18 protein-coding genes and 1 riboswitch are annotated in these 18,647 nt (G+C 71.7%); of the genes, 11 read left to right on the forward strand and 7 right to left on the reverse strand.

All coding sequences use genetic code 11. From position 1 onward, the window contains the following. Window positions 1-7 precede the first annotated feature (7 nt). The gene (locus NRK68_RS20785; protein ID WP_183066873.1) at window positions 8-1,210 is read left to right on the forward strand and encodes a glutathionylspermidine synthase family protein; all 1,203 of its coding nucleotides are present in this window, start codon (window positions 8-10) and stop codon (window positions 1,208-1,210) included. A 17-nt stretch (window positions 1,211-1,227) separates the two neighbouring features. On the opposite strand, the gene rocD is transcribed toward NRK68_RS20785, so the two are convergent. Beyond that, window positions 1,228-2,433: an ornithine--oxo-acid transaminase gene (gene rocD, locus NRK68_RS20790; RefSeq protein WP_183066872.1), complete on the reverse strand. Its 1,206-nt coding sequence runs from the start codon at window positions 2,431-2,433 to the stop codon at window positions 1,228-1,230. Between the two features lie 131 nt (window positions 2,434-2,564). After that, window positions 2,565-2,655, forward strand: a riboswitch (ZMP/ZTP riboswitch). A gap of 34 nt (window positions 2,656-2,689) precedes the next feature. Between rocD and glyA the strand changes: the two genes are divergently transcribed. The 5 genes from glyA to NRK68_RS20815 all read left to right on the forward strand — a co-directional run bounded on the left by glyA (window position 2,690) and on the right by NRK68_RS20815 (window position 7,518). After that, window positions 2,690-3,973, forward strand: a complete 1,284-nt coding sequence (gene glyA / locus NRK68_RS20795) for a serine hydroxymethyltransferase (RefSeq protein WP_257856398.1) — start codon at window positions 2,690-2,692, stop codon at window positions 3,971-3,973. Window positions 3,974-4,105: 132 nt separating this feature from the next. Beyond that, window positions 4,106-5,119, forward strand: a complete 1,014-nt coding sequence (trpS, locus tag NRK68_RS20800) for a tryptophan--tRNA ligase (protein ID WP_183066870.1) — start codon at window positions 4,106-4,108, stop codon at window positions 5,117-5,119. 96 nt (window positions 5,120-5,215) lie between these two features. Then, the gene (locus tag NRK68_RS20805) at window positions 5,216-5,821 is read left to right on the forward strand and encodes a 2'-5' RNA ligase family protein (RefSeq protein WP_183066869.1); all 606 of its coding nucleotides are present in this window, start codon (window positions 5,216-5,218) and stop codon (window positions 5,819-5,821) included. 178 nt (window positions 5,822-5,999) lie between these two features. Next, window positions 6,000-6,935, forward strand: a complete 936-nt coding sequence (locus NRK68_RS20810) for a YihY/virulence factor BrkB family protein (RefSeq protein WP_183066868.1) — start codon at window positions 6,000-6,002, stop codon at window positions 6,933-6,935. 142 nt (window positions 6,936-7,077) lie between these two features. Further along, a complete protein-coding gene (locus tag NRK68_RS20815; protein WP_183066867.1) occupies window positions 7,078-7,518 on the forward strand; it encodes a hypothetical protein in 441 nt (146 codons plus the stop codon). Window positions 7,519-7,571: 53 nt separating this feature from the next. Here the strand turns inward: NRK68_RS20815 and NRK68_RS20820 are convergent, their stop codons facing one another. Continuing rightward, on the reverse strand, window positions 7,572-8,822 hold the full coding sequence (locus NRK68_RS20820) for a D-alanyl-D-alanine carboxypeptidase family protein (RefSeq protein WP_257856399.1): 1,251 nt from the start codon (window positions 8,820-8,822) through the stop codon (window positions 7,572-7,574). A 121-nt stretch (window positions 8,823-8,943) separates the two neighbouring features. Between NRK68_RS20820 and NRK68_RS20825 the strand changes: the two genes are divergently transcribed. From NRK68_RS20825 to NRK68_RS20835, 3 genes are all read left to right on the forward strand, one after another. Next, window positions 8,944-9,213, forward strand: a complete 270-nt coding sequence (locus NRK68_RS20825) for an SCO4848 family membrane protein (protein ID WP_030961055.1) — start codon at window positions 8,944-8,946, stop codon at window positions 9,211-9,213. Continuing rightward, a complete protein-coding gene (locus tag NRK68_RS20830; RefSeq protein ID WP_257856400.1) occupies window positions 9,210-10,544 on the forward strand; it encodes a metallophosphoesterase in 1,335 nt (444 codons plus the stop codon). Before NRK68_RS20825 ends, NRK68_RS20830 begins: the two co-directional genes overlap by 4 nt. A gap of 123 nt (window positions 10,545-10,667) precedes the next feature. Beyond that, entirely contained in the window at window positions 10,668-12,224 is a 1,557-nt protein-coding gene (locus NRK68_RS20835) for an ABC transporter substrate-binding protein (protein WP_257856401.1), read from the forward strand. Between the two features lie 12 nt (window positions 12,225-12,236). On the opposite strand, the gene NRK68_RS20840 is transcribed toward NRK68_RS20835, so the two are convergent. The 5 genes from NRK68_RS20840 to NRK68_RS20860 all read right to left on the reverse strand — a co-directional run bounded on the left by NRK68_RS20840 (window position 12,237) and on the right by NRK68_RS20860 (window position 15,689). Next, entirely contained in the window at window positions 12,237-12,971 is a 735-nt protein-coding gene (locus NRK68_RS20840) for a TetR/AcrR family transcriptional regulator (RefSeq protein WP_183066863.1), read from the reverse strand. Between the two features lie 11 nt (window positions 12,972-12,982). Then, entirely contained in the window at window positions 12,983-13,408 is a 426-nt protein-coding gene (locus NRK68_RS20845; protein WP_183066862.1) for a thiol-disulfide oxidoreductase DCC family protein, read from the reverse strand. A 3-nt stretch (window positions 13,409-13,411) separates the two neighbouring features. Continuing rightward, window positions 13,412-13,816 (reverse strand): hypothetical protein, encoded by a 405-nt coding sequence (locus NRK68_RS20850; protein ID WP_183066861.1) that lies wholly within the window; start codon window positions 13,814-13,816, stop codon window positions 13,412-13,414. A 159-nt stretch (window positions 13,817-13,975) separates the two neighbouring features. Beyond that, a complete protein-coding gene (locus NRK68_RS20855) occupies window positions 13,976-14,524 on the reverse strand; it encodes a hypothetical protein (RefSeq protein ID WP_257856402.1) in 549 nt (182 codons plus the stop codon). A gap of 64 nt (window positions 14,525-14,588) precedes the next feature. Next, on the reverse strand, window positions 14,589-15,689 hold the full coding sequence (locus tag NRK68_RS20860; RefSeq protein ID WP_257856403.1) for a serine hydrolase domain-containing protein: 1,101 nt from the start codon (window positions 15,687-15,689) through the stop codon (window positions 14,589-14,591). Window positions 15,690-15,809: 120 nt separating this feature from the next. Between NRK68_RS20860 and NRK68_RS20865 the strand changes: the two genes are divergently transcribed. Further along, a complete protein-coding gene (locus NRK68_RS20865; RefSeq protein WP_183066858.1) occupies window positions 15,810-16,202 on the forward strand; it encodes a hypothetical protein in 393 nt (130 codons plus the stop codon). A gap of 2 nt (window positions 16,203-16,204) precedes the next feature. Continuing rightward, window positions 16,205-18,628 carry a DUF4132 domain-containing protein gene (locus NRK68_RS20870; RefSeq protein WP_257856404.1) on the forward strand — a complete coding sequence of 808 codons (2,424 nt, stop codon included), beginning with the start codon at window positions 16,205-16,207 and terminating at the stop codon, window positions 18,626-18,628. Window positions 18,629-18,647 lie beyond the last annotated feature (19 nt).

Genomic DNA, 18,647 nt, shown 5'->3' on the forward strand with positions numbered 1-18,647 from the left:
CCGCACGATGCAGCGGCACACCATCGAGCCCCGGCCGGGCTGGCAGAAGACGGTCGAGGAGCAGGGGCTGATCTACCCCCTCACCCGTTACCCCGACGACTCGCTGCGCCCCTACTGGGACGAGAGCGCGTACTACTCCTTCTCCCTGCCCGAGGTCGAGGCACTGGAGAACGTCGTCGAGGAACTGCACGCCATGTGCCTGGCCGCGGCCGCGCACATCGTCGAGCAGGACCGGTTCGCCGACCTCGGCATCACCGACCCCAAGCTCGCGGCGCTCATCGCCGAGTCCTGGCGCCGCCGTGCCGAACAGCCCTCCCTGTACGGCCGTTTCGACCTGCGCTACGACGGCAGCGGCAGCCCGGCCAAGATGCTGGAGTACAACGCCGACACGCCCACCTCCCTGGTGGAGGCGGCCAGCCCGCAGTGGTTCTGGATGGAGGAGCGGTTCCCCGGCGCCGACCAGTGGAACTCCCTCCACGAGCGCCTCGTCGACGCCTGGCGCCGCCAGGCGGAACTGCTGGCGCCCGGTCCGCTGCACTTCGCGCACTCCGAGACCGACGAGCTCGGCGAGGACCTGATGACGGTCGCCTACTTGCAGGAGACCGCCGACCAGGCCGGCCTGGAGACCCACGCCCTGTCCGTGGAGCAGATCGGCTGGGACAGCCTGTCCGGCCGGTTCGTGGACGAGAAGCTGCGCTTCATCCGCAGCTGCTTCAAGCTCTACCCGTGGGAGTGGCTGGCCACGGACGAGTTCGGCCCGCAGGTCCTCGGCACCTACGACCACGGCGGCGGCTCCGGCACCACCTGCTGGATCGAGCCGCTGTGGAAGATGCTGCTCTCCAACAAGGCCCTGCTCGCGATCCTGTGGGAGCTCTTCCCGGAGCACCCGAACCTGCTGCCGGCCTACCTCGACGGCCCGCGCGAGCTCGCGGAGCCCGGATCGGCCGGCTTCGTGGCCAAGCCGCTCCTCGGCCGCGAGGGCGCGGGCGTCACCCTGCACGAGCCCGGCCCGGACGGCGTGCCGTTCGTACCGGAGCCGGGGGAGCGGTACTGCTTCCAGGGCCTGGCCCCGCTGCCCGACTTCGACGGCAACCGGGTGGTGCTCGGCGCATGGGTCGTCGAGGACGAGGCGGCAGGGCTCGGCATCCGCGAATCGGCGGGGCCGGTCACGGACGAGTACGCCCGCTTCCTGCCCCACGTCATCCTCTGAGGATCCGCCGGGGGCTGCTACACCGACAGCACCGACCGGAGCTGCTCCAGCCCCCAGTCCAGGTCCTCCTTGGTGATCACCAGCGGCGGGGCGATGCGGATGGTCGACCCGTGGGTGTCCTTCACGAGCACGCGGCGCTCCATCATCTTCTCGGAGATCTCCCGGCCCGTACCGCGGGAGGGGTCGATGTCGACGCCCGCCCACAGCCCGCGGCCGCGTACGGCGGTCACCGCGCCCCCGCCGACGAGCATGCCCAGCTCGCGGTGGAGGTGCTCGCCCAGTTCGGTGGCCCGCTGCTGGAACTCGCCCGTCCGCAGCATCGCGATCACCTCCAGCGCGACGGCGCACGCGAGCGGGTTCCCGCCGAAGGTCGACCCGTGCTGGCCGGGCCCGAACACCCCCAGCACGTCCCGGTCGGCGACCACCGCCGACACCGGTACGACACCGCCGCCGAGCGCCTTGCCGAGGATGTAGACGTCCGGGACGACCCCCTCGTGCTCGCAGGCGAAGGTCCGGCCGGTCCGGCCGAGCCCCGACTGGATCTCGTCGGCCATGAAGAGCACGTTCCGCTCGCGGGTCAGCTCCCGTACACCGCTGAGGTACCCGGCGGGCGGCACCAGCACCCCGGCCTCGCCCTGGATCGGCTCCAGCAGCACGGCCACGGTGTTTTCCGTGACGGCGTGCGACAGCGCGGTGAGGTCCCCGTACGGGACGATCTCGAAACCGGGCGTGTACGGGCCGAAGTGGTCGCGGGCGTCGTGGTCCGTCGAGAAGGAGACGACGGTCGTGGTCCGGCCGTGGAAGTTGTCGGCGGCCACCACGATCTTGGCGTGCCCGTCGGGGACGCCCTTGACCTCGTAACCCCACTTGCGGGCCGTTTTCACGGCCGTCTCCACGGCCTCCGCACCGGTGTTCATGGGCAGCACCATCTCCTTGCCGCACAGCGCGGCGAGTTCGGTGCAGAAGTCGGCGAAGCGGTCGTGGTGGAAGGCGCGCGAGGTGAGGGTCACCCGCTCCAGCTGGGCCCGCGCGGCGTCGATCAGACGGCGGTTGCCGTGACCGAAGTTGAGCGCGGAGTACCCGGCGAGCATGTCGAGGTATCTGCGGCCCTCCACGTCGGTCATCCACGCGCCGTCCGCGGACGCGACGACGACGGGCAGCGGGTGGTAGTTGTGCGCGCTGTGCGCGTCGGCGGAGCGGATGGCATCAGCAGTTGTCGACACGGGATCTCCGATCGTCCGTCTGGCCGGTGAAGCGGTGACGAGGGTGGCGTCACCTTCTTATCGTCGCTCGTATCCCGGACGCAGAAACCTCCCCGCAGGCGACACCGCGGACTCGCTCATCTAGGGTGTCCGGTACGCACGGCGACTGGCGTACGGGGAACCAACTCCGGGGGAGTCGTGCGCGCTCGACCGCATACAGGGCCGCTCGCCTGGGCCTCGCGGGGTACCGATCACATCGACCCCGGAGGAGCCCGCCGTGTCCGCGAGCCGCCATCCCGCCCTGTCCGCGACCGACCCCGAACTGGCGTCCCACATCGCCGCGGAGGAAGTCCTCCAGGCGGAGACCCTGCGCCTGATCCCCAGTGAGAACTACGTGTCCTCGGCCGTCCTCGAAGCCTCCGGCACCGTGCTGCAGAACAAGTACAGCGAGGGCTACCCCGGCCGCCGCTACTACGAGGGCCAGCAGAACATCGACCGGGTCGAGGCCCTGGCGATCGAGCGCGCCAAGGGCCTGTTCGGCGTGGACCACGCCAACGTGCAGCCGTACTCCGGCTCCCCGGCCAACCTGGCCGTCTACCTGGCCTTCGCACAGCCCGGCGACACGGTCATGGGCATGGCCCTGCCGATGGGCGGCCACCTCACGCACGGCTGGGGCGTCTCGGCGACGGGCTCGTGGTTCCGCGGCGTGCAGTACGGCGTCCGCGCCACCGCGGATCCTGAAACGAATGGCCGGATCGACTACGACGCGGTGCGCGAGCTGGCCCTCGCCGAGCGGCCCAAGCTGATCTTCTGCGGGGGCACCGCCCTGCCGCGGACCATCGACTTCGCCGCCTTCGCGGAGATCGCGCGCGAGGCGGGCTCGGTCCTCGTCGCGGACGTCGCCCACATCGCCGGCCTGATCGCGGGCGGCGCGCACCCCTCCCCGGCCGGGCACGTGGACGTCATCTCCACCACGACCCACAAGACGCTGCGCGGCCCGCGCGGCGCGATGCTGATGTGCCGCGAGGAGCACGCGAAGGCGATCGACAAGGCCGTCTTCCCGGGCCTGCAGGGCGGTCCGCACAACCAGACCACGGCCGGCATCGCGGTGGCGCTGCACGAGGCGGCGCAGCCGTCCTTCGTCCGGTACGCGCACGCGGTCGTCGCCAACGCCAAGGCACTGGCGGCGGCGCTGCTGGAGCGGGGCTTCGACCTGGTCTCCGGCGGTACGGACAACCACCTGATCCTGATCGACCTCACGGGCAAGGAGGTGCCGGGCAAGGTCGCGGCCAAGGCCCTGGACCGGGCGGGGATCGTCGTGAACTACAACACGGTCCCGTTCGACCCGCGCAAGCCGTTCGACCCGTCGGGCATCCGGATCGGCACGCCGTCGCTGACGTCCCGCGGGCTGTCGACCGAGCACATGCCGGTGGTGGCGGACTGGATCGCGCGCGCGGTCGACGCCGCCGCGAAGGGCGACGAGACCGCGCTGAAGGTGATCCGTTCCGAGGTCGCCGACCTGATGGCTGCCTTCCCGGCCCCGGGCCTGCCGGTGTCGTAGTCCTGCGGCCGCGCCGCCGGGGGCTCCGCCCCCGCACCCTGGCGCCTCGATCGCCGGCGAGACTGGTTTTCAGCCTCGCCGGCGATCGAGGCGCGGGCACGAGCCCCGCCCCGCACCTGAGAGAATGGGGCCATGGCTTCTGATCGTCCTCGCGCGCTCTCCGGCATCCAGCCCACCTCCGGCTCGTTCCACCTCGGGAACTACCTCGGAGCCATCCGCCAGTACGTCGCCCTCCAGGAGACGCACGACGCGTTCTACATGGTCGTCGACCTGCACGCGATCACCATGCCCCAGGATCCGAAGGACCTGCGCGCGAACACCCGCCTCTCCGCCGCGCAGCTGCTCGCCGCCGGCCTGGACCCGGAGCGCTGCACGCTCTTCGTCCAGAGCCACGTCCCCGAGCACGCGCAGCTCGGCTGGGTGATGAACTGCATCACCGGTTTCGGCGAGGCCAGCCGGATGACGCAGTTCAAGGACAAGTCCGCCAAGGGCGGTGTCAACAGCGCCAGCGTCGGCCTCTTCACGTACCCGATCCTCCAGGTCGCCGACATCCTGCTCTACCAGGCGAACGCCGTCCCGGTCGGCGAGGACCAGCGCCAGCACATCGAGCTGACCCGCGACCTCGCCGAGCGCTTCAACAGCCGCTTCGGCCAGACCTTCACGCTGCCCGCCGCGCACATCGTCAAGGAGGTCGCGAAGATCTACGACCTCCAGGACCCGGCGATCAAGATGTCGAAGTCGGCGTCGTCCCCCAAGGGCCTGATCAACCTCCTCGACGAGCCCAAGGTCACCGAGAAGAAGATCAAGAGCGCGGTCACCGACACCGAGGCCGAGATCCGCTTCGACACCGAGAAGAAGCCCGGCGTCAGCAATCTGCTCACGATCTACTCCACCCTCACGGGCGAGTCGATCCCCGCCCTGGAGGAGAGGTACGTGGGCAAGGGCTACGGCGCGCTGAAGACGGACCTGGCCGGTGTGATGGTCGATTTCGTCACACCGTTCAAGCAGCGCACCCAGGAGTACCTGGACGACCCGGAGACCCTGGACTCCCTGCTGGCCAAGGGCGCGGAGAAGGCCCGTGCGGTCGCCGCGGAGACGCTGGCGCAGGCGTACGACCGCCTGGGTCTGCTGCCCGCCAAGCACTGACGAACGCAACTACGGAAAGACCGCTCTGGCACGAAGTGGGGTCGTGGCCCCACACTGGGGCGGCAGGGTCCACAAGGACAAGCGGAGGAGAGATACGTGGGGACCGTAACGCTCGGCGTTTCGATCGCGGTCCCGGAGCCGTACGGCAGCCAGCTCCAGGAGCTGCGCGCGGGCTTCGGGGACGCCGCCGCGCACGGCATCCCCACGCATGTCACGCTCGTGCCGCCGACCGAGGTGGAGGCGGACCGGCTCCCCGCGATCCGGGCCCACCTCACCGAGGTCGCCGCCGCCTTCACCGCCTTCCCGATGCGGCTCAGCGGGACGGGAACCTTCCGGCCCGTCTCGCCGGTCGTCTTCGTCCGGATCGCCGAGGGCGTCGCGGGCTGCACCCGGCTGCAGGGCGAGGTCCGCGACCCGTCCGGGCCGCTCAGCCGCGAGCTGGCCTTCCCGTACCACCCCCACGTCACCGTCGCCCACGGGATCTCCGACGAGGCGATGGACCTGGCGTACACGACGCTGGCCGACTATGTGGCCGAATGGGTCTGCGACGGCTTCGCGCTCTACGAGCAGGGCTCCGACGGGGTCTGGCGCAAGCTGCGTGAATACCCTTTCGGGAGCGGGCCCATAGGCGTTCCGGCGCAGCCGGGCTCGCCGGCCGACCAGACGGCCGAGGCGGCCGGGGCGACCGTACGGCCTTCCTGACGGAGCGGGCGCAGGGTCAGCCGGGCAGTGCGCCGGGCGCGGAATCTCAGCCTTCGCAGGACCAGGGTGTGGAACGGACGCCCCGTCGAGGGCGCTGGGCGAAAAGTCACAATCGACGACCGTAGTCCCTGAAAGCGGCAATCCCGGCTATTTCCGGCGCCTCCTTTACGGTGACCCCATGGACTGGCTGACGAAACTCCCGGTGATCGGGCCGCTGGCGGGCCGTCTGATGCGGACCCATGCGTGGCGCTCGTACGAACGCCTCGACCGCGTGCACTGGACGCGGCTCGCCGCCGCGATCACCTTCATCAGTTTCCTCGCGCTCTTCCCTCTGATCGCCGTGGCCGCGGCGGTCGGCGCGGCACTGCTCAGCGAGCAGCAGCTGGACAAGCTGGAGAAGACCCTCTCCGAACAGGTCCCCGGCATCTCCGACCAGCTCAACATCGGGGGACTCGTCGCGAACGCGGCCACGATCGGCCTCGTCGCCGGCGCCCTCCTCCTCTTCACCGGCATCGGCTGGGTGGGCTCGATGCGGGACTGCCTGCGCGCGGTGTGGGACAAGGACGACGAGGACGACGGGAACCCGGTCGTCCGCAAGGGCAAGGACGGGCTGGTCCTGCTCGGCCTCGGCGCGGTGGGCCTGCTCTCCGCGGCGGCCTCGATCCTCGGGTCGAGCGCGGTCGGCAAGGCGGCCGACTGGATCGGCATCCCCGGCGAGGGAGCCGGCGGCGTGCTGCTGCGCGCCTTCGCCTTCCTGATCGGCGTGGTGGCCGCCTTCCTGGTACTGCTCTACCTCCTGACCCTGCTCCCGGGGGTCGAGCCGCCGCGGGGCCGCCTGATCCAGGCCGCGCTGATCGGCGCGGCCGGATTCGAGCTGCTGAAGCTGCTGCTCAGCGGCTACATGCGGGAGGTCGCCTCCAAGAGCATGTACGGGGCCTTCGGTGTACCGATCGCCCTGCTGCTCTGGATCAACTTCATGGCCAAGCTGCTGCTGTACGTCTCCGCCTGGACGGCCACCCGCGCCGACGGCGAGGGGGAGCCCCCGGCGGCCGAGCAGGGCCAGGTCCAGGCGCAGGGCCAGGGCCAGGGCCAGGAGCCGGCCGACGGGCGGTGAGGCCGGCGAAACCCCAGGTGGAAGTGGGTGGGATCCGTTCGGGTGAATTCATGGCTCGGCCGCATGAAGGGTGGGTAGGCCGTCCGCGAGGTTCCGTGCACGATGCACGGGACCGATCGGCCTGACCGCCCCTGGAGGGCACATGTCCGTCTCCCGCCGTACGCGCACGCTCCTGACCACGACCGCCGCCGCCCTGCTCCTGTCCGTGGCCGGGCCCGGCCTCGCCACCGCCGCCGGCGGAGCCACCACCGCCGCCCCGGCCGCCGTGCGGGAGATCCGGGCGCCCGCCTTCAACGCCGGCGGAGTCTGGTACCTCTTCCAGACCAACGCCACCGTCCGGGTGGACCTGACCCAGGACGGCGCGGGCCGCCTCTTCGGAACGGTGTCCTCCGGCAACACCGTGGGGACCCTGCGGGAAGGCTCCGTGGACGGGAACAACATCTACTTCATCGTCGGCTGGAACCACGGGCCCGTCGGACGCTACACCGGCGTCCGCGGCCCCGACGGACGTCTTTCCGGAACCACGTTCGACCTGACCAACCCGTCCAGCCAGGCGACCTGGCGCACGGACCGCACCTTCTGACGTCCGCATCGCGGACCCCGCCGGCGCGGGGTCCGCGTGTCGGAAGACGCGGACTACACGAGTTCCTCGTCGCGGCCCCGGCTCCGGCGGCCGCGCGGCCAGCGGCGGTTGACCACGTACGCGCCGCCCGCCAGAACGGCGAGCGCACCGCCCGCGACGCCCAGGGCGGTGCCCAGACCGCCGCCCGGGACGATGCCGTTCGCCGAAGGGTTGTTCTCGTGCGACTGGGCCGGCGAGCCGTGCGGTGAGGTGTCCGCGCTCTTCGGCGGCACCAGCTCACCCACCGGCTTGACCTTCCCGGCCGCGGCGAAGCCCCAGTCGAAGAGCGCGGCGGTCTCCTCGTAGACCGAGTTCGCGCCGCCCGCGCCCGGGTTCATCACGGTCACCAGCAGCTTCCGGGATCCCTGCTGCGCCGCCCCCGTGAAGGTGGAGCCGGCCATGGTCGTGGTGCCGTTCTTCACCCCGGCGATGCCCTTGTACGGGGAGAGCCCGCCCGCGCCCGTCATCAGCCGGTTGGTGTTCTGGATCTCGAAGTAGTCCCGCGGCTTCCCGGGCTCCTGCAGGCCGGGGAACTTCGCGCTCGCCGTGCCGCAGTACTCGCGGAAGTCCTGCTTCTGCAGTCCGGAGCGGGCGATCAGCGTGAGGTCGTACGCGCTCGACACCTGCTCCGGGGCGTCGTACCCGTCGGGCGACACCACATGGGTGTCCAGCGCCTGGAGCTCCTCCGCGTGCGCCTGCATGTCCTTGACGGTCTTCTCGACGCCGCCGTTCATGGCCGAAAGCACGTGTACGGCGTCGTTCCCCGACCGCAGGAACACCCCGAGCCACAGGTCGTGCACGGAGTACTCGTGGTCCTCCTTGACCCCGACCAGGCTGCTGCCCGGGCCCACGCCGTCCATGTCCGCGTCGGTGACCTTGTGCACCTGCTCCTTCGGCAGGGCCGGCAGCAGGGTGTCCGCGAAGAGCATCTTCATCGTGGAGGCCGGCGGCAGCCGCCAGTGCGCGTTGTAGGCCGCCAGGACCTCGCCGGACTCGGCGTCCGCCACGATCCACGACCGGCCGGTGAGGTTCGCCGGCAGGGCGGGCGCGCCCGGCAGCAGGTTCACCTGCGTACCCGGCTGGCCGAGCAGGGATCCGCCGACCGTGGACATCGACGCGGGTGGCGCGGGGGCCGCCGGGGCCTTGGCGGGCCCGCCCTTCCCGTCGGCCGGCGGGGTCGGCGCGGCGTGTGCGGGCGCCACCAGCAGGGTGGGCGCCAGCAGCGCGGCGGTAAGGACCGTCAGAGCGGTCGTCTTGGCAGACACGCAGGTGAAAGTACATCCCGATGAGCTGTATGGCGTCGCGGACCGGCCATTTCGTGGCAACCAACCCCGGGACAGCCCACCCCGGCGCGTCCGTCCCGGGGAGGAAACCGATACTGAGGGCATGAAACTCAGCCGTGCCGCCTCCTGGTTCCTGCTCGCCTTCGGCGTGTGGACCTGGTTCATCTGGGTGTCTTTCGTCCGGAACCTGTGGAAGAACGGCAGTGGCCTGGCCTTCGACACGGCGGGCGACCCCACTGCCTACTTCTGGGTCCACCTGACGCTCGCCGTGACGTCCTTTCTCCTGGGGACGGCGGTCGGTGTGATCGGGTTGCGCGGGGTCCTGGCCCTGCGACGTGCGTCACGCCCGGGCGCCGAGGACGGTGCGGCATGACGGTCCTGATCGCTGCGCTGGTCGCACTGGTGGTCTGCGCCCTGCTCGTCGGGGTGCACCGCTGGCTGTGGGTCCGCCTGGTCCGTGACACCACCGCCGCCGGCGGCCTGCCCCGCCGCATCGGCACCGCGTTGACCATCGCCCTGCCCCTCCTGTCCGTGGCCGCCCTGACCGCGGGCCGCGCCGGGGCCCCCTTCTGGCTGCAGCAGACGGTGTCCTGGCCGGGGTACCTGTGGCTCGCGGTGCTCCTGTACCTGACCCTGACGATGCTGGTCGCGGAGCCGATCCGCGCGCTGTTGCTCCGCCGTCTGGCCCACCGCGCCCCCTCCGGGGCGACAGCCGCGCCTCCCGCGGAGCAGTCCGCCCCCGGGGCCGGCCCGGCCAGGGCCGCAGCCGCCGCGGCGGCGACGGGGGCGGGGGCGGAGCCCGGCGCGCTGCTCGCCGCGGACGGCGCACCCGTGGAACCGGCCGTCACGGAACCGGCCGCCCCGGCGCCGGGCGGCGGTCTCACCCGCCGCACCTTCGTCGCGCGCGCGGTGGGCGGGGCGGCCGCCGCCGTCGCCGTCGGCACCGTCGCGGGCGGCACGTACGGAGTCCTGCGCGGCCCGAGCGTGCGGCGCGTCCAGGTCCCCCTGGCCAAACTGCCGCGCGCGGCGCACGGCTTCCGGATCGCCGTCGTCAGCGACGTCCACCTCGGACCGGTGCTCGGCCGCGCCCACGCCCAGCGCATCGTCGACACCGTCAACCGCACCCAGCCCGACCTCATCGCCATCGTCGGCGACCTCGTCGACGGCAGCGTCCCCGACCTCGGGCCGGCCGCGGAGCCGCTGCGCGGGCTGACCGCCCGCCACGGCTCCTTCTTCGTCACCGGCAACCACGAGTACTTCTCCGGCGCCGAGCAGTGGGTCGAGCACGTGCGCGAGCTCGGTCTGACCCCGCTGGAGAACGCCCGGCGCGCCCTGCCGCACTTCGACCTGGCCGGTGTCAACGACATCCAGGGCGAGCGGGAGGGGAGCGGACCCGACTTCCGGGCCGCCCTCGGCGACCGCGACCGGACGCGGGCCGCCGTGCTCCTCGCCCACCAGCCGGTGGTCATCCACGACGCCGTCAAGCACGGCGTCGACCTGCAGCTCTCCGGCCACACCCACGGCGGCCAGCTCTGGCCGGGCGAGTACCTCGCCGAGCTCGCCAACCCCACCGTCGCGGGCCTGGAGCGCTACGGCGACACCCAGCTGTACGTGTCCCGCGGGGCGGGGGCCTGGGGCCCGCCGGTCCGGGTGGGCGCGCCGTCCGACATCACGGTCGTCGAACTCGCCTCATACCGGGCCTGACCCGCCCCGACCGTCAACTCCCGCTCTGCGAACCGATCTTCCGGTGGCCGATATTCCGTGATGGGATATCCGGTAATCGGACAGCGGGTCGCTGTCTCCGGGACAAGGGGTGGGGTTCACGGGATGCGGTCTGTCCGCTGGAAGATCATCGCGGCCGGGCTGGTCCTCGGCGTGGCCGGCGTCGGGACCTGGCAGCTGCTGCCCGACGACGGCGGGAGCCGCGGCGCCATCCGCGTCGGGACCAGTGACGTGGTGTCCTCCCTCGACCCCGCCGGGGCGTACGACGCCGGCTCCTGGGCCCTGTTCAGCAACGTCTACCAGTCGCTGCTGACCGTCAAGCCCGGCTCCGACGCCCCCGTGCCGGACGCCGCCGCCTCCTGCGGGTTCGTCGGCCAGAAGCTCACCACCTACCGGTGCGAGCTGCGCCCCGACGTGAAGTTCGCCGGGGGGCGCGCGATCACCGCCGAGGACGTCAAGCACTCCTTCGACCGCATCAAGGCGATCAATTCCGACCAGGGGCCGGCCCCGCTCCTCAACACCCTGGAGTCGGTCGAGGCCGAGGGCCGCACGGTCACCTTCCACCTGTCCGCCGGTGACGCCACCTTCCCCTTCAAGATCGCGACGGGTGCCGGCTCGATCGTCGACAAGGACCGATATCCGGCCACGTCCCTGCGCGAGGACGGCAAGGCCGACGGCTCCGGCCCGTACACGCTGAGCGCGTACAAGGCCGGTACGAGCGCCGAGCTCAAGCCCAACACCTCGTACAAGGGGCAGGCCAGGCCCGCCCGCGCGGCCGTCACCGTCAAGTACTTCAAGGGCTCCGTCCAGCTCGACCGGGCCTGGAACGGCCGCCAGGTCGAGGTCGCGCACCGGGAGATGCCCCCGGAGGTGCTCGCCGGCCTCAACCCGGGCATGAAGGACACCCGCTACCAGGCCTCCGGCGGCAGTGAGATCCGTTCCGTCGTCTTCAACGTCCGCCCCGGCTCCGCCGCCGCCCCGCTCGCCGTCCGCCAGGCCGTCGCCGCCGTCCTGGACCGCGCCAAGGTCGCCGGCGACGTCTACCGGGGCACCGTCACCCCGCTGTACTCCCTGGTCCCGGCGGGCATCGCCGGCCACAGCACGCCGTTCTTCGACACCTATCCCGCGCCCAACGGGGCCACTGCCAAGAAGCTCTTCAAGGAGGCCGGGATCAACGGCCCGGTGCAGCTCAGGCTCGGCGTGAACGTGCGCGGCGCGAACATGCCCGAGGCCGAGGAGATCAAGCGGCAGCTGGAGGCCACCGGGCTCTTCCAGGTGACCCTCAAGCCGGTCGAGGAGTGGAACGACTTCCAGAAGGCCTACGCGGCGGGCGAGTTCGACGCCTACACGATCGGATGGATCGCGGACTTCCCGGACGCGGACAACTTCATCGCCCCGCTCGTCGGCGCCGACTCCTCCATGAACAACGGCTTCTCCGACAAGCGCGTCGACGAGCTGATCACCCGCACCCAGTCCCACTCGGAACGCTCCGACGCCGCCGCCGCCTTCCGCGACCTGCAGAAGGCGGTCGCCCAGCAGGCCCCGATGGTGCCGATCTGGCAGAAGAAGGACTACGTGATGTCCCGCGAGGCCGTCACCGGTGGTCAGTACCTCTCCGACGGCACCGGTGTCTGGCGTCTGTGGGAACTCAACTGGCTCTAGACCTCCAGGCCTCTAGCCCTTGTCCGGCTCCGGGTACGGGTCGGAGGCCTTGCGCCGGCCCGCGGCCGTCTGGGCCATGCCCGGCAGGAAGTCCGCGAACAGCTCGTGGACCTCGCGCACCAGCGGCCGCAGCACGCGGAAGCGGGCCAGCACGATGCCCCGCGTGGTGAGCTGCGCGCCGCGCTCGGCGAGCCGGCGCGACTTCTCGCTGTCCGGGGAGCGGTCGAAGACCCAGTAGAGGACCAGGCCCATCTGCGAGAGCCACATCAGCTCCGGCAGTACGTCGGCCAGCTCGGCCGGCACCTTGGTCTTCGCGCCCGCCAGCACCTCGCGGTGGATGTCGATCGCGGCCTTGCGCGCCGGTTCCGACTCCGGTGAGAAGGGGCTGAGGGGGCTCTCGGGGTCCGCCGCGTTCTTGAAGAACTGCGAGGCGAACTCGTGGTACGGGGCGCCGATGTCCAGCCAGCTCGTCAGTACACCCGCGAGCCGCTTCTGCAGATCGGTCTCGTTGTCCAGGATGGGCCGGACCGCCGCCTGGTGGGCGGCGCTGATCCGGTCGTAGAAGCCCTGGACCAGGTGTTCCTTCGACTCGAAGTAGTAGTAGGCGTTGCCGACCGAGACCCCGGCTTCCTTCGCGATGCCCCGCATGGTCGTCTTGTCGAAGCCGCGCTCCTGGAAGAGGCGGAGCGCGGTTTCGAGGATGAGCGTGCGGGTCTGCTCGCTCTTGGGAGCCTTCTGTTCAGTCACGGTGCACGAGCCTATCGGGGGACGGAGCACTGGTCGTCACAGGCCGGTCCCTCGGCGTCCTCGGGCGGCCCCTCGGTGCGCACGGCCTGCCGCCACGCGGAGGCCGTGAACATGGCGGCCCGGGCGAACGGGCGGCCGGCCGGTGTCGCCAGCCAGTTCGCCCTCGGCCGGTGTTCGGCCAGGGCCCACAGGCAGACGATGAAGGCGTCGGTCCCGGTCCACACCTGGCCGGAGTCCCCGACGACGGTGATCTCACGGAGCGTCGAGGCGTGGTCGAGCCGGGGGAACCGCCGCCGCGCCTCCCAGGACGCGGCGGGGACCAGGGCGATCGGGAGGAGCAGCCGCTGCGCCAGCAGCCAGTGCCGGATGTGCACGCAGAGCGGGCAGTCGGCGTCGTAGAGGACGGTCAGGTGCCGTACGGCCGCGGTGGGCGCCATGGCTCAGGCTCCGACCGGCGCGGTCCACCCCTGCGGGGGGACGGGCGGGGTCTGCTGGCGCTCCATGATCCCGCGGCGGCGCATCCTGTTCAGCGCCCACACGTTGCCGAGGTGCATGACGCCCAGGACCAGCAGGACGACGCCGAGCTTGACCGAGAGCGCCTCGAAGAGGGCGCGGGCGCTGTCGATCTCATCGGTCGAGCGGAGATAGAGGGTCACGAAGCCGATGTTGACCAGGTAGAAGCCGACCACGAGGAGCTGGTTGACGGCGTCGGCGAGCTTCTCGTTGCCGTGGAGGACGTCCCCGATGAAGACGCGGCCGTTGCGGCTGAGCGTACGGGCCACCCAGACCGTGAGGGCGATGCTGATGAGCAGGTAGATGACGTACGTGACCACGGTGAGGTCCATTGCCCCAGCCCCTTTGAACGTGTTCAAATGCTCTGACGTCGATGACTCTAGAACCTTTTTTGAACAAGTTCAAGCGAACGGACGCGTGTGCTCGCCGACCCGGAAACGCACGCGGGCCCCGGCCGAACGGCCGGGGCCCGCACACGTCGTACCGGGGGCTCACATGCTGAGCGCCCGCGCGTGGCCCAGCTGCGACATCACCCAGTGGAAGGTGTTCGCGTCCACCGCCGGGATCATCGTGGAGTGGTGACGGCCGCCGCTGGTCACCGTGACCTGGATGTAGCCGGTGGTGGTCTTCTCCTTCATCAGGAGGAAGAGCAGGCCGAGCAGGCAGAAGAGGAAGAAGACGATCGCCAGCACGATCGCGTGGGGCGGGATCTTCTCCTCGGTGCGCGAGAAGTCGGTCGCGTTCCACATCGCGCCCCTCAGCGGCATCGTGCCCGACGGGGTGATGATCTGGTCGCCGACGACGGTGATGTCGCCCAGGGCGAAGCCGGCGCCGCCGGCCGGGGCCGCGGAGTATCCGGCGGGTGACGGCATGCCCGCGCCGATGGTCGGCTGGTAGGCCGGAGCCGCCGGGTACGGCTGGGGGTATCCGTAACTGGCCTCGCCCGGCCCCCACTTGTAATCACCCTGGCCGGGGGCACCGGCCTGGCCGCCCTGACCGGCGGGGTCGCTCGCGTACGGGTTCGGCTGCTGCTCGCTCATGCGGCCGATCCTTCCACAGGCACCCCTGCCCTGTATCACGGGTGCCGCAGCCGGGAATCCCCGCTCAGAGGGAGGCGGCCAGCAGCTGTTCGATGTGCGTCCGCATCAACTCCCGGTCCTTGACGGCCGGGAGAAGGGAGTGGACGACGGTCCGGCGGCCGCCCTCGGTGGCGAACACCCCACTCGTGCAGGCGCCCATGGAGCCGGTCTTGCCCCACACGACGGTGCCGTCCACCTCGGCGCGCATCAGCCCGCCCATGCTGAAACGGTCCCTGGCGCCCTCGGAGAGCGGGGGCATCGTGAACAGCTGCCGCTGCTGGGCGGGCCTCAGCAGGTGGCCGCGCATCAGGCTCGTCATGTACCGCTCCAGGTCGGGGGCGTTGGAGATCATGCCGCCCTCCGCCCAGGCCCACGGCTCGATCTCCCGGGCGTCCGCCAGCACCGGCCCGGGGACGGACCGGTCCCCGGGCCGCGGGGAGTACGTGTGGCGCAGGCCGAGCGGGCGGGCGATGCGCCGCTGGACCTCCTCGGCGTAGGAGCGGTCGGTGGTCCTCTCGATCACCATGCCGAGGAGGAAGTAGTTGACGCCGTTGTACTGCTGCGCGAGCACCGGGTACTGCGGCGCGGCGCACGCGGGGTCGGTCCAGTGGGAGACGACCTGCTCCGGCGTGGGGGCCCCGCCCTCCGCGAACTCGACGCAGGGCAGCCCGAGGCCGCTGGTGTGGCTCAGCAGCTGCCCCACCGTGATCGGCTCCCACCGGGCCGGGAGGGTCCCGGGGAGGAGGTCCTGGACCGGGGTGTCCAGGCCGAAACGGCCCTCGCCGACCAGCTGGAGCACCACCGTGGAGGTGAACAGCTTGGTGATGCTGCCGATGCGGAAGTTCGCGGCGGGGTCCCGGGAGAGGGGTCCCGTGGCCGCGGTCCACCGGATCCCCGTGCCGCCCACCCGGACCATGGTCCCGCTCGCGCTGTCGCCGGGAGCCATCAGCGCGGCCAGCTTCCCGGTGTCGATCCGCTGATCCGCGGCGCCGGCCGTCCCCGGCGGCCGCACCGGCTGGGCCGAGGCCGGCAAGGCACCGGCGGCGAGCGCCGCCACAGCCGCGCCGGCGACGGCCACGGTGGTCCAACGGGCCTTGCGTGCAGAGGAGTTCGCGGAGTTCGTCATGCCCGTAAGTCTGTGCTGCGGAAGATCCACCGGCCATGGGGGAAGCCCCTCACCCGGCCCTGACGCATCCCCGAGGGCGGCCCGGGGCCGTTGTCAGTGCCCGCCCCTACGGTTCAGGGCATGGGAATGGTGACCTTCGTCGACGAGACGACCGCCGGAAGCCGTGGCGACGGCTGGGGACTCGAGATCGCCGAGGAGCGGCTCGCGTTGCGCGAGCTGATCCGGCGCAGGGTGTTCCAGGAGGTCGCGGAGTACCACGCGAAGCGGCCCGAGGTGTTCCAGGGGCTGGTGCGGCCGGAGGGCGCCGAGCGCACCCTCAACGGATACGCGCTGCGGACGCCGCGCCGCATCGACCCGGAGAAGCAGACCGAGCTGGCGCTGCGGGCCTTCGAACGCAACGGCTTCCTGGTCCTGGTGGGGGACCACCAGATCACCGAGCTGGACGAGGAGATCTCCCTCCCGCTCGGCGTCGAGGTCACCTTCCTCAAGCTCGTCGCGCTGGTGGGAGGCTGACGATGGACGACATCAAGATCAAGGTCATGGCGGACCGGCTGGTCCGCAAGGTGGCCGCCTCCTCCCTCCACCACCCGTCGGTCAAGGCACGGCTCGCCGAGATGCAGGAGCTGCCGCCCGAGGACCGCCGCCGCGTGGTCGAGGCGTTCGCCGACCGCCACCGGCACGGCGGCGACACACCCCCGGTCCGCGTCAGGCTGCTCACCCTGACCGCGCTCGTCGGACACGGCCTGGACGGCCTGCCGCTGGCCGAGGAGCGGGCCGCACAGCTTGACATCCTCGGCCGCGCCCACTCCTTCTGGTACGTCGACCGCTGCGAGTCCCTCGTGAGGGCCGAGGCCGCGGCCGGCCGCGCGATCTCCCCCGCCGTCATCGCCACCGTCCGCCGCACCGCCGTCAGTACGTACAGCGACCAGGAACTCGTCCGGTTCGCCGCGGGCTTCGCCGAACCCGTGCTCAACGTCGGCGAGGCGTGGGCGGAGCGGGCCATGGAACACGGACGGCTGCGGGAACTGCTCGCCCACGCGGTGACCGCCAAGGCCGCCAAGCCCTCCGCCGCCTGGGAGAAGCGCGGCCGGGCGCTCATCGAGGACCTCGGCGCCGAGGCCGTGCGCGAGGCCCTGCTGCCGCTGCTCGCCCTCGTCGGACGGCCCCGCACCTTCGAGCTGGAGCGGGCCGCGTACGAGCCGGACGTCAACGCCGCCTTCGACCCTTACAACGCCAACGCCCTGCGCGGCCTGGTCTGGCTGCTGGCCCTGGTCCCGGCGCACCCCGACACGGCGCGCGCCCTGGGTGCGCTCGTGGAGACCTCGCTGCGCAAGGCCGCCGGACTGGGCCCGCGCAACCCCAAGGTCGCCAACGCCGCGGTGGGCGCCCTGGCCCGGTCCGACGGGGAGGCCGCCCTCGCCGAACTGGCCCGGCTCGGCACCCGGGTCACGTACAAGGGCACCCTCAAGCTCATCGACGCGGCCTTGGAGGACCGGGCCGGCGCGCTCGGGCTGAGCCGCGAGGAGATCGAGGAGCTGGCCGTCCCCGCGTACGGGCTCACGGAGGTCGGGAAGGCCGCCTTCGGCTTCGGGGAGGCAGCCGCGGAGCTCACGGTGTCCGGGAACCGGGCCGCCCTGCTCTGGCGCAACGCCGCCGGGAAGCAGGTCAAGACCGTGCCCGCCACCGTGCGGCGGGACCACCCCGAGGAGCTCAAGGAGCTCAAGGGCCTGGTCAAGGACATCGAGAAGTCCCTGTCGGCGCAGGCGGAGCGGCTGGACCGGCAGTTCCTCGCCCGCCGCCGCTGGGCGTACGGGCAGTGGCGCGCCCGGTACCTCGACCATCCGCTGGTCGGCACCCTGGCCCGGCGGCTGATCTGGACCGTGGACGGGACGCCCGTCTGCTTCGCCGACGGGGCACTGCGCACCCTGGCGGGCGCCACCGTCACCGAGGGCGCCGCCGTCGAGCTGTGGCACCCCGTCGGCCGGGAGCCCGCCGAGGTGCTGGCCTGGCGGGAGTGGCTGGAGCGGCACACCGTGACCCAGCCCTTCAAGCAGGCCCACCGCGAGGTGTACCTGCTGACCGACGCCGAACGCAGGACCCGTACGTACTCCAACCGGTTCGCCGCGCACGTCCTGCGCCAGCACCAGTTCAACTCGCTCACCTCGGCGCGCGGATGGCACAACAGGCTCCGTCTGTGCGTCGACGACTCCCTTCCGCCCGCCACCCGTGAGCTGCCCCGGTGGGGGCTGCGGGCCGAGTACTGGATCGAGGGCGAGGGCCACGAGTACGGGGTCGACACCACCGAGTCGGGGACCTACCTGCGGCTGCGCACCGACCAGGTGCGCTTCTATCCGATCGACGCCCCGCAGAACTGGGCGAGCACCTACGGCGGCGGATACACGACGTGGCCGAGCGACGCACAGGGAGCCGTCGATCCGCTGCCGCTCACGCAGATACCCGAGCTGGTGCTGAGCGAGGTCATGCGCGACGTGGACCTCTTCGTGGGCGTGGCCAGCGTCGGCAACGACCCGACCTGGTCCGACGGCGGGCCCGAGGGCCGCTTCCGGGACTACTGGACCTCCTACGGCTTCGGCGAGCTGGGCGCCAGCGCCGAGACCCGGCGGGCCCTGCTGGAGCGGCTGGTGCCGCGGCTGGCCGTCGCGGACCGCTGCACGGTGGAGGGCCGCTTCCTCCATGTCCGCGGCGAGCTGCACACGTACAAGATCCACCTCGCCTCGGGGAACATCCTGATGTCGCCGAACGACCAGTACCTGTGCATCGTGCCCGGCGGCGCGGGCGCGGCCGGCGCCGCCGACCCCGGCTACCTGCCCTTCGAGGGGGACCGGACCCTGGCCGTCATCCTCTCCAAGGCGATGCTCCTCGCGAAGGACACGGAGATCACCGACCCGACGATCACCAGCCAGCTGAACCGCCGGTGACGCACGAGGGCCCCGCCCC

Origin of the sequence: Streptomyces yangpuensis (assembly GCF_024666385.1) — a bacterium.
Classification (GTDB): domain Bacteria; phylum Actinomycetota; class Actinomycetes; order Streptomycetales; family Streptomycetaceae; genus Streptomyces; species Streptomyces yangpuensis.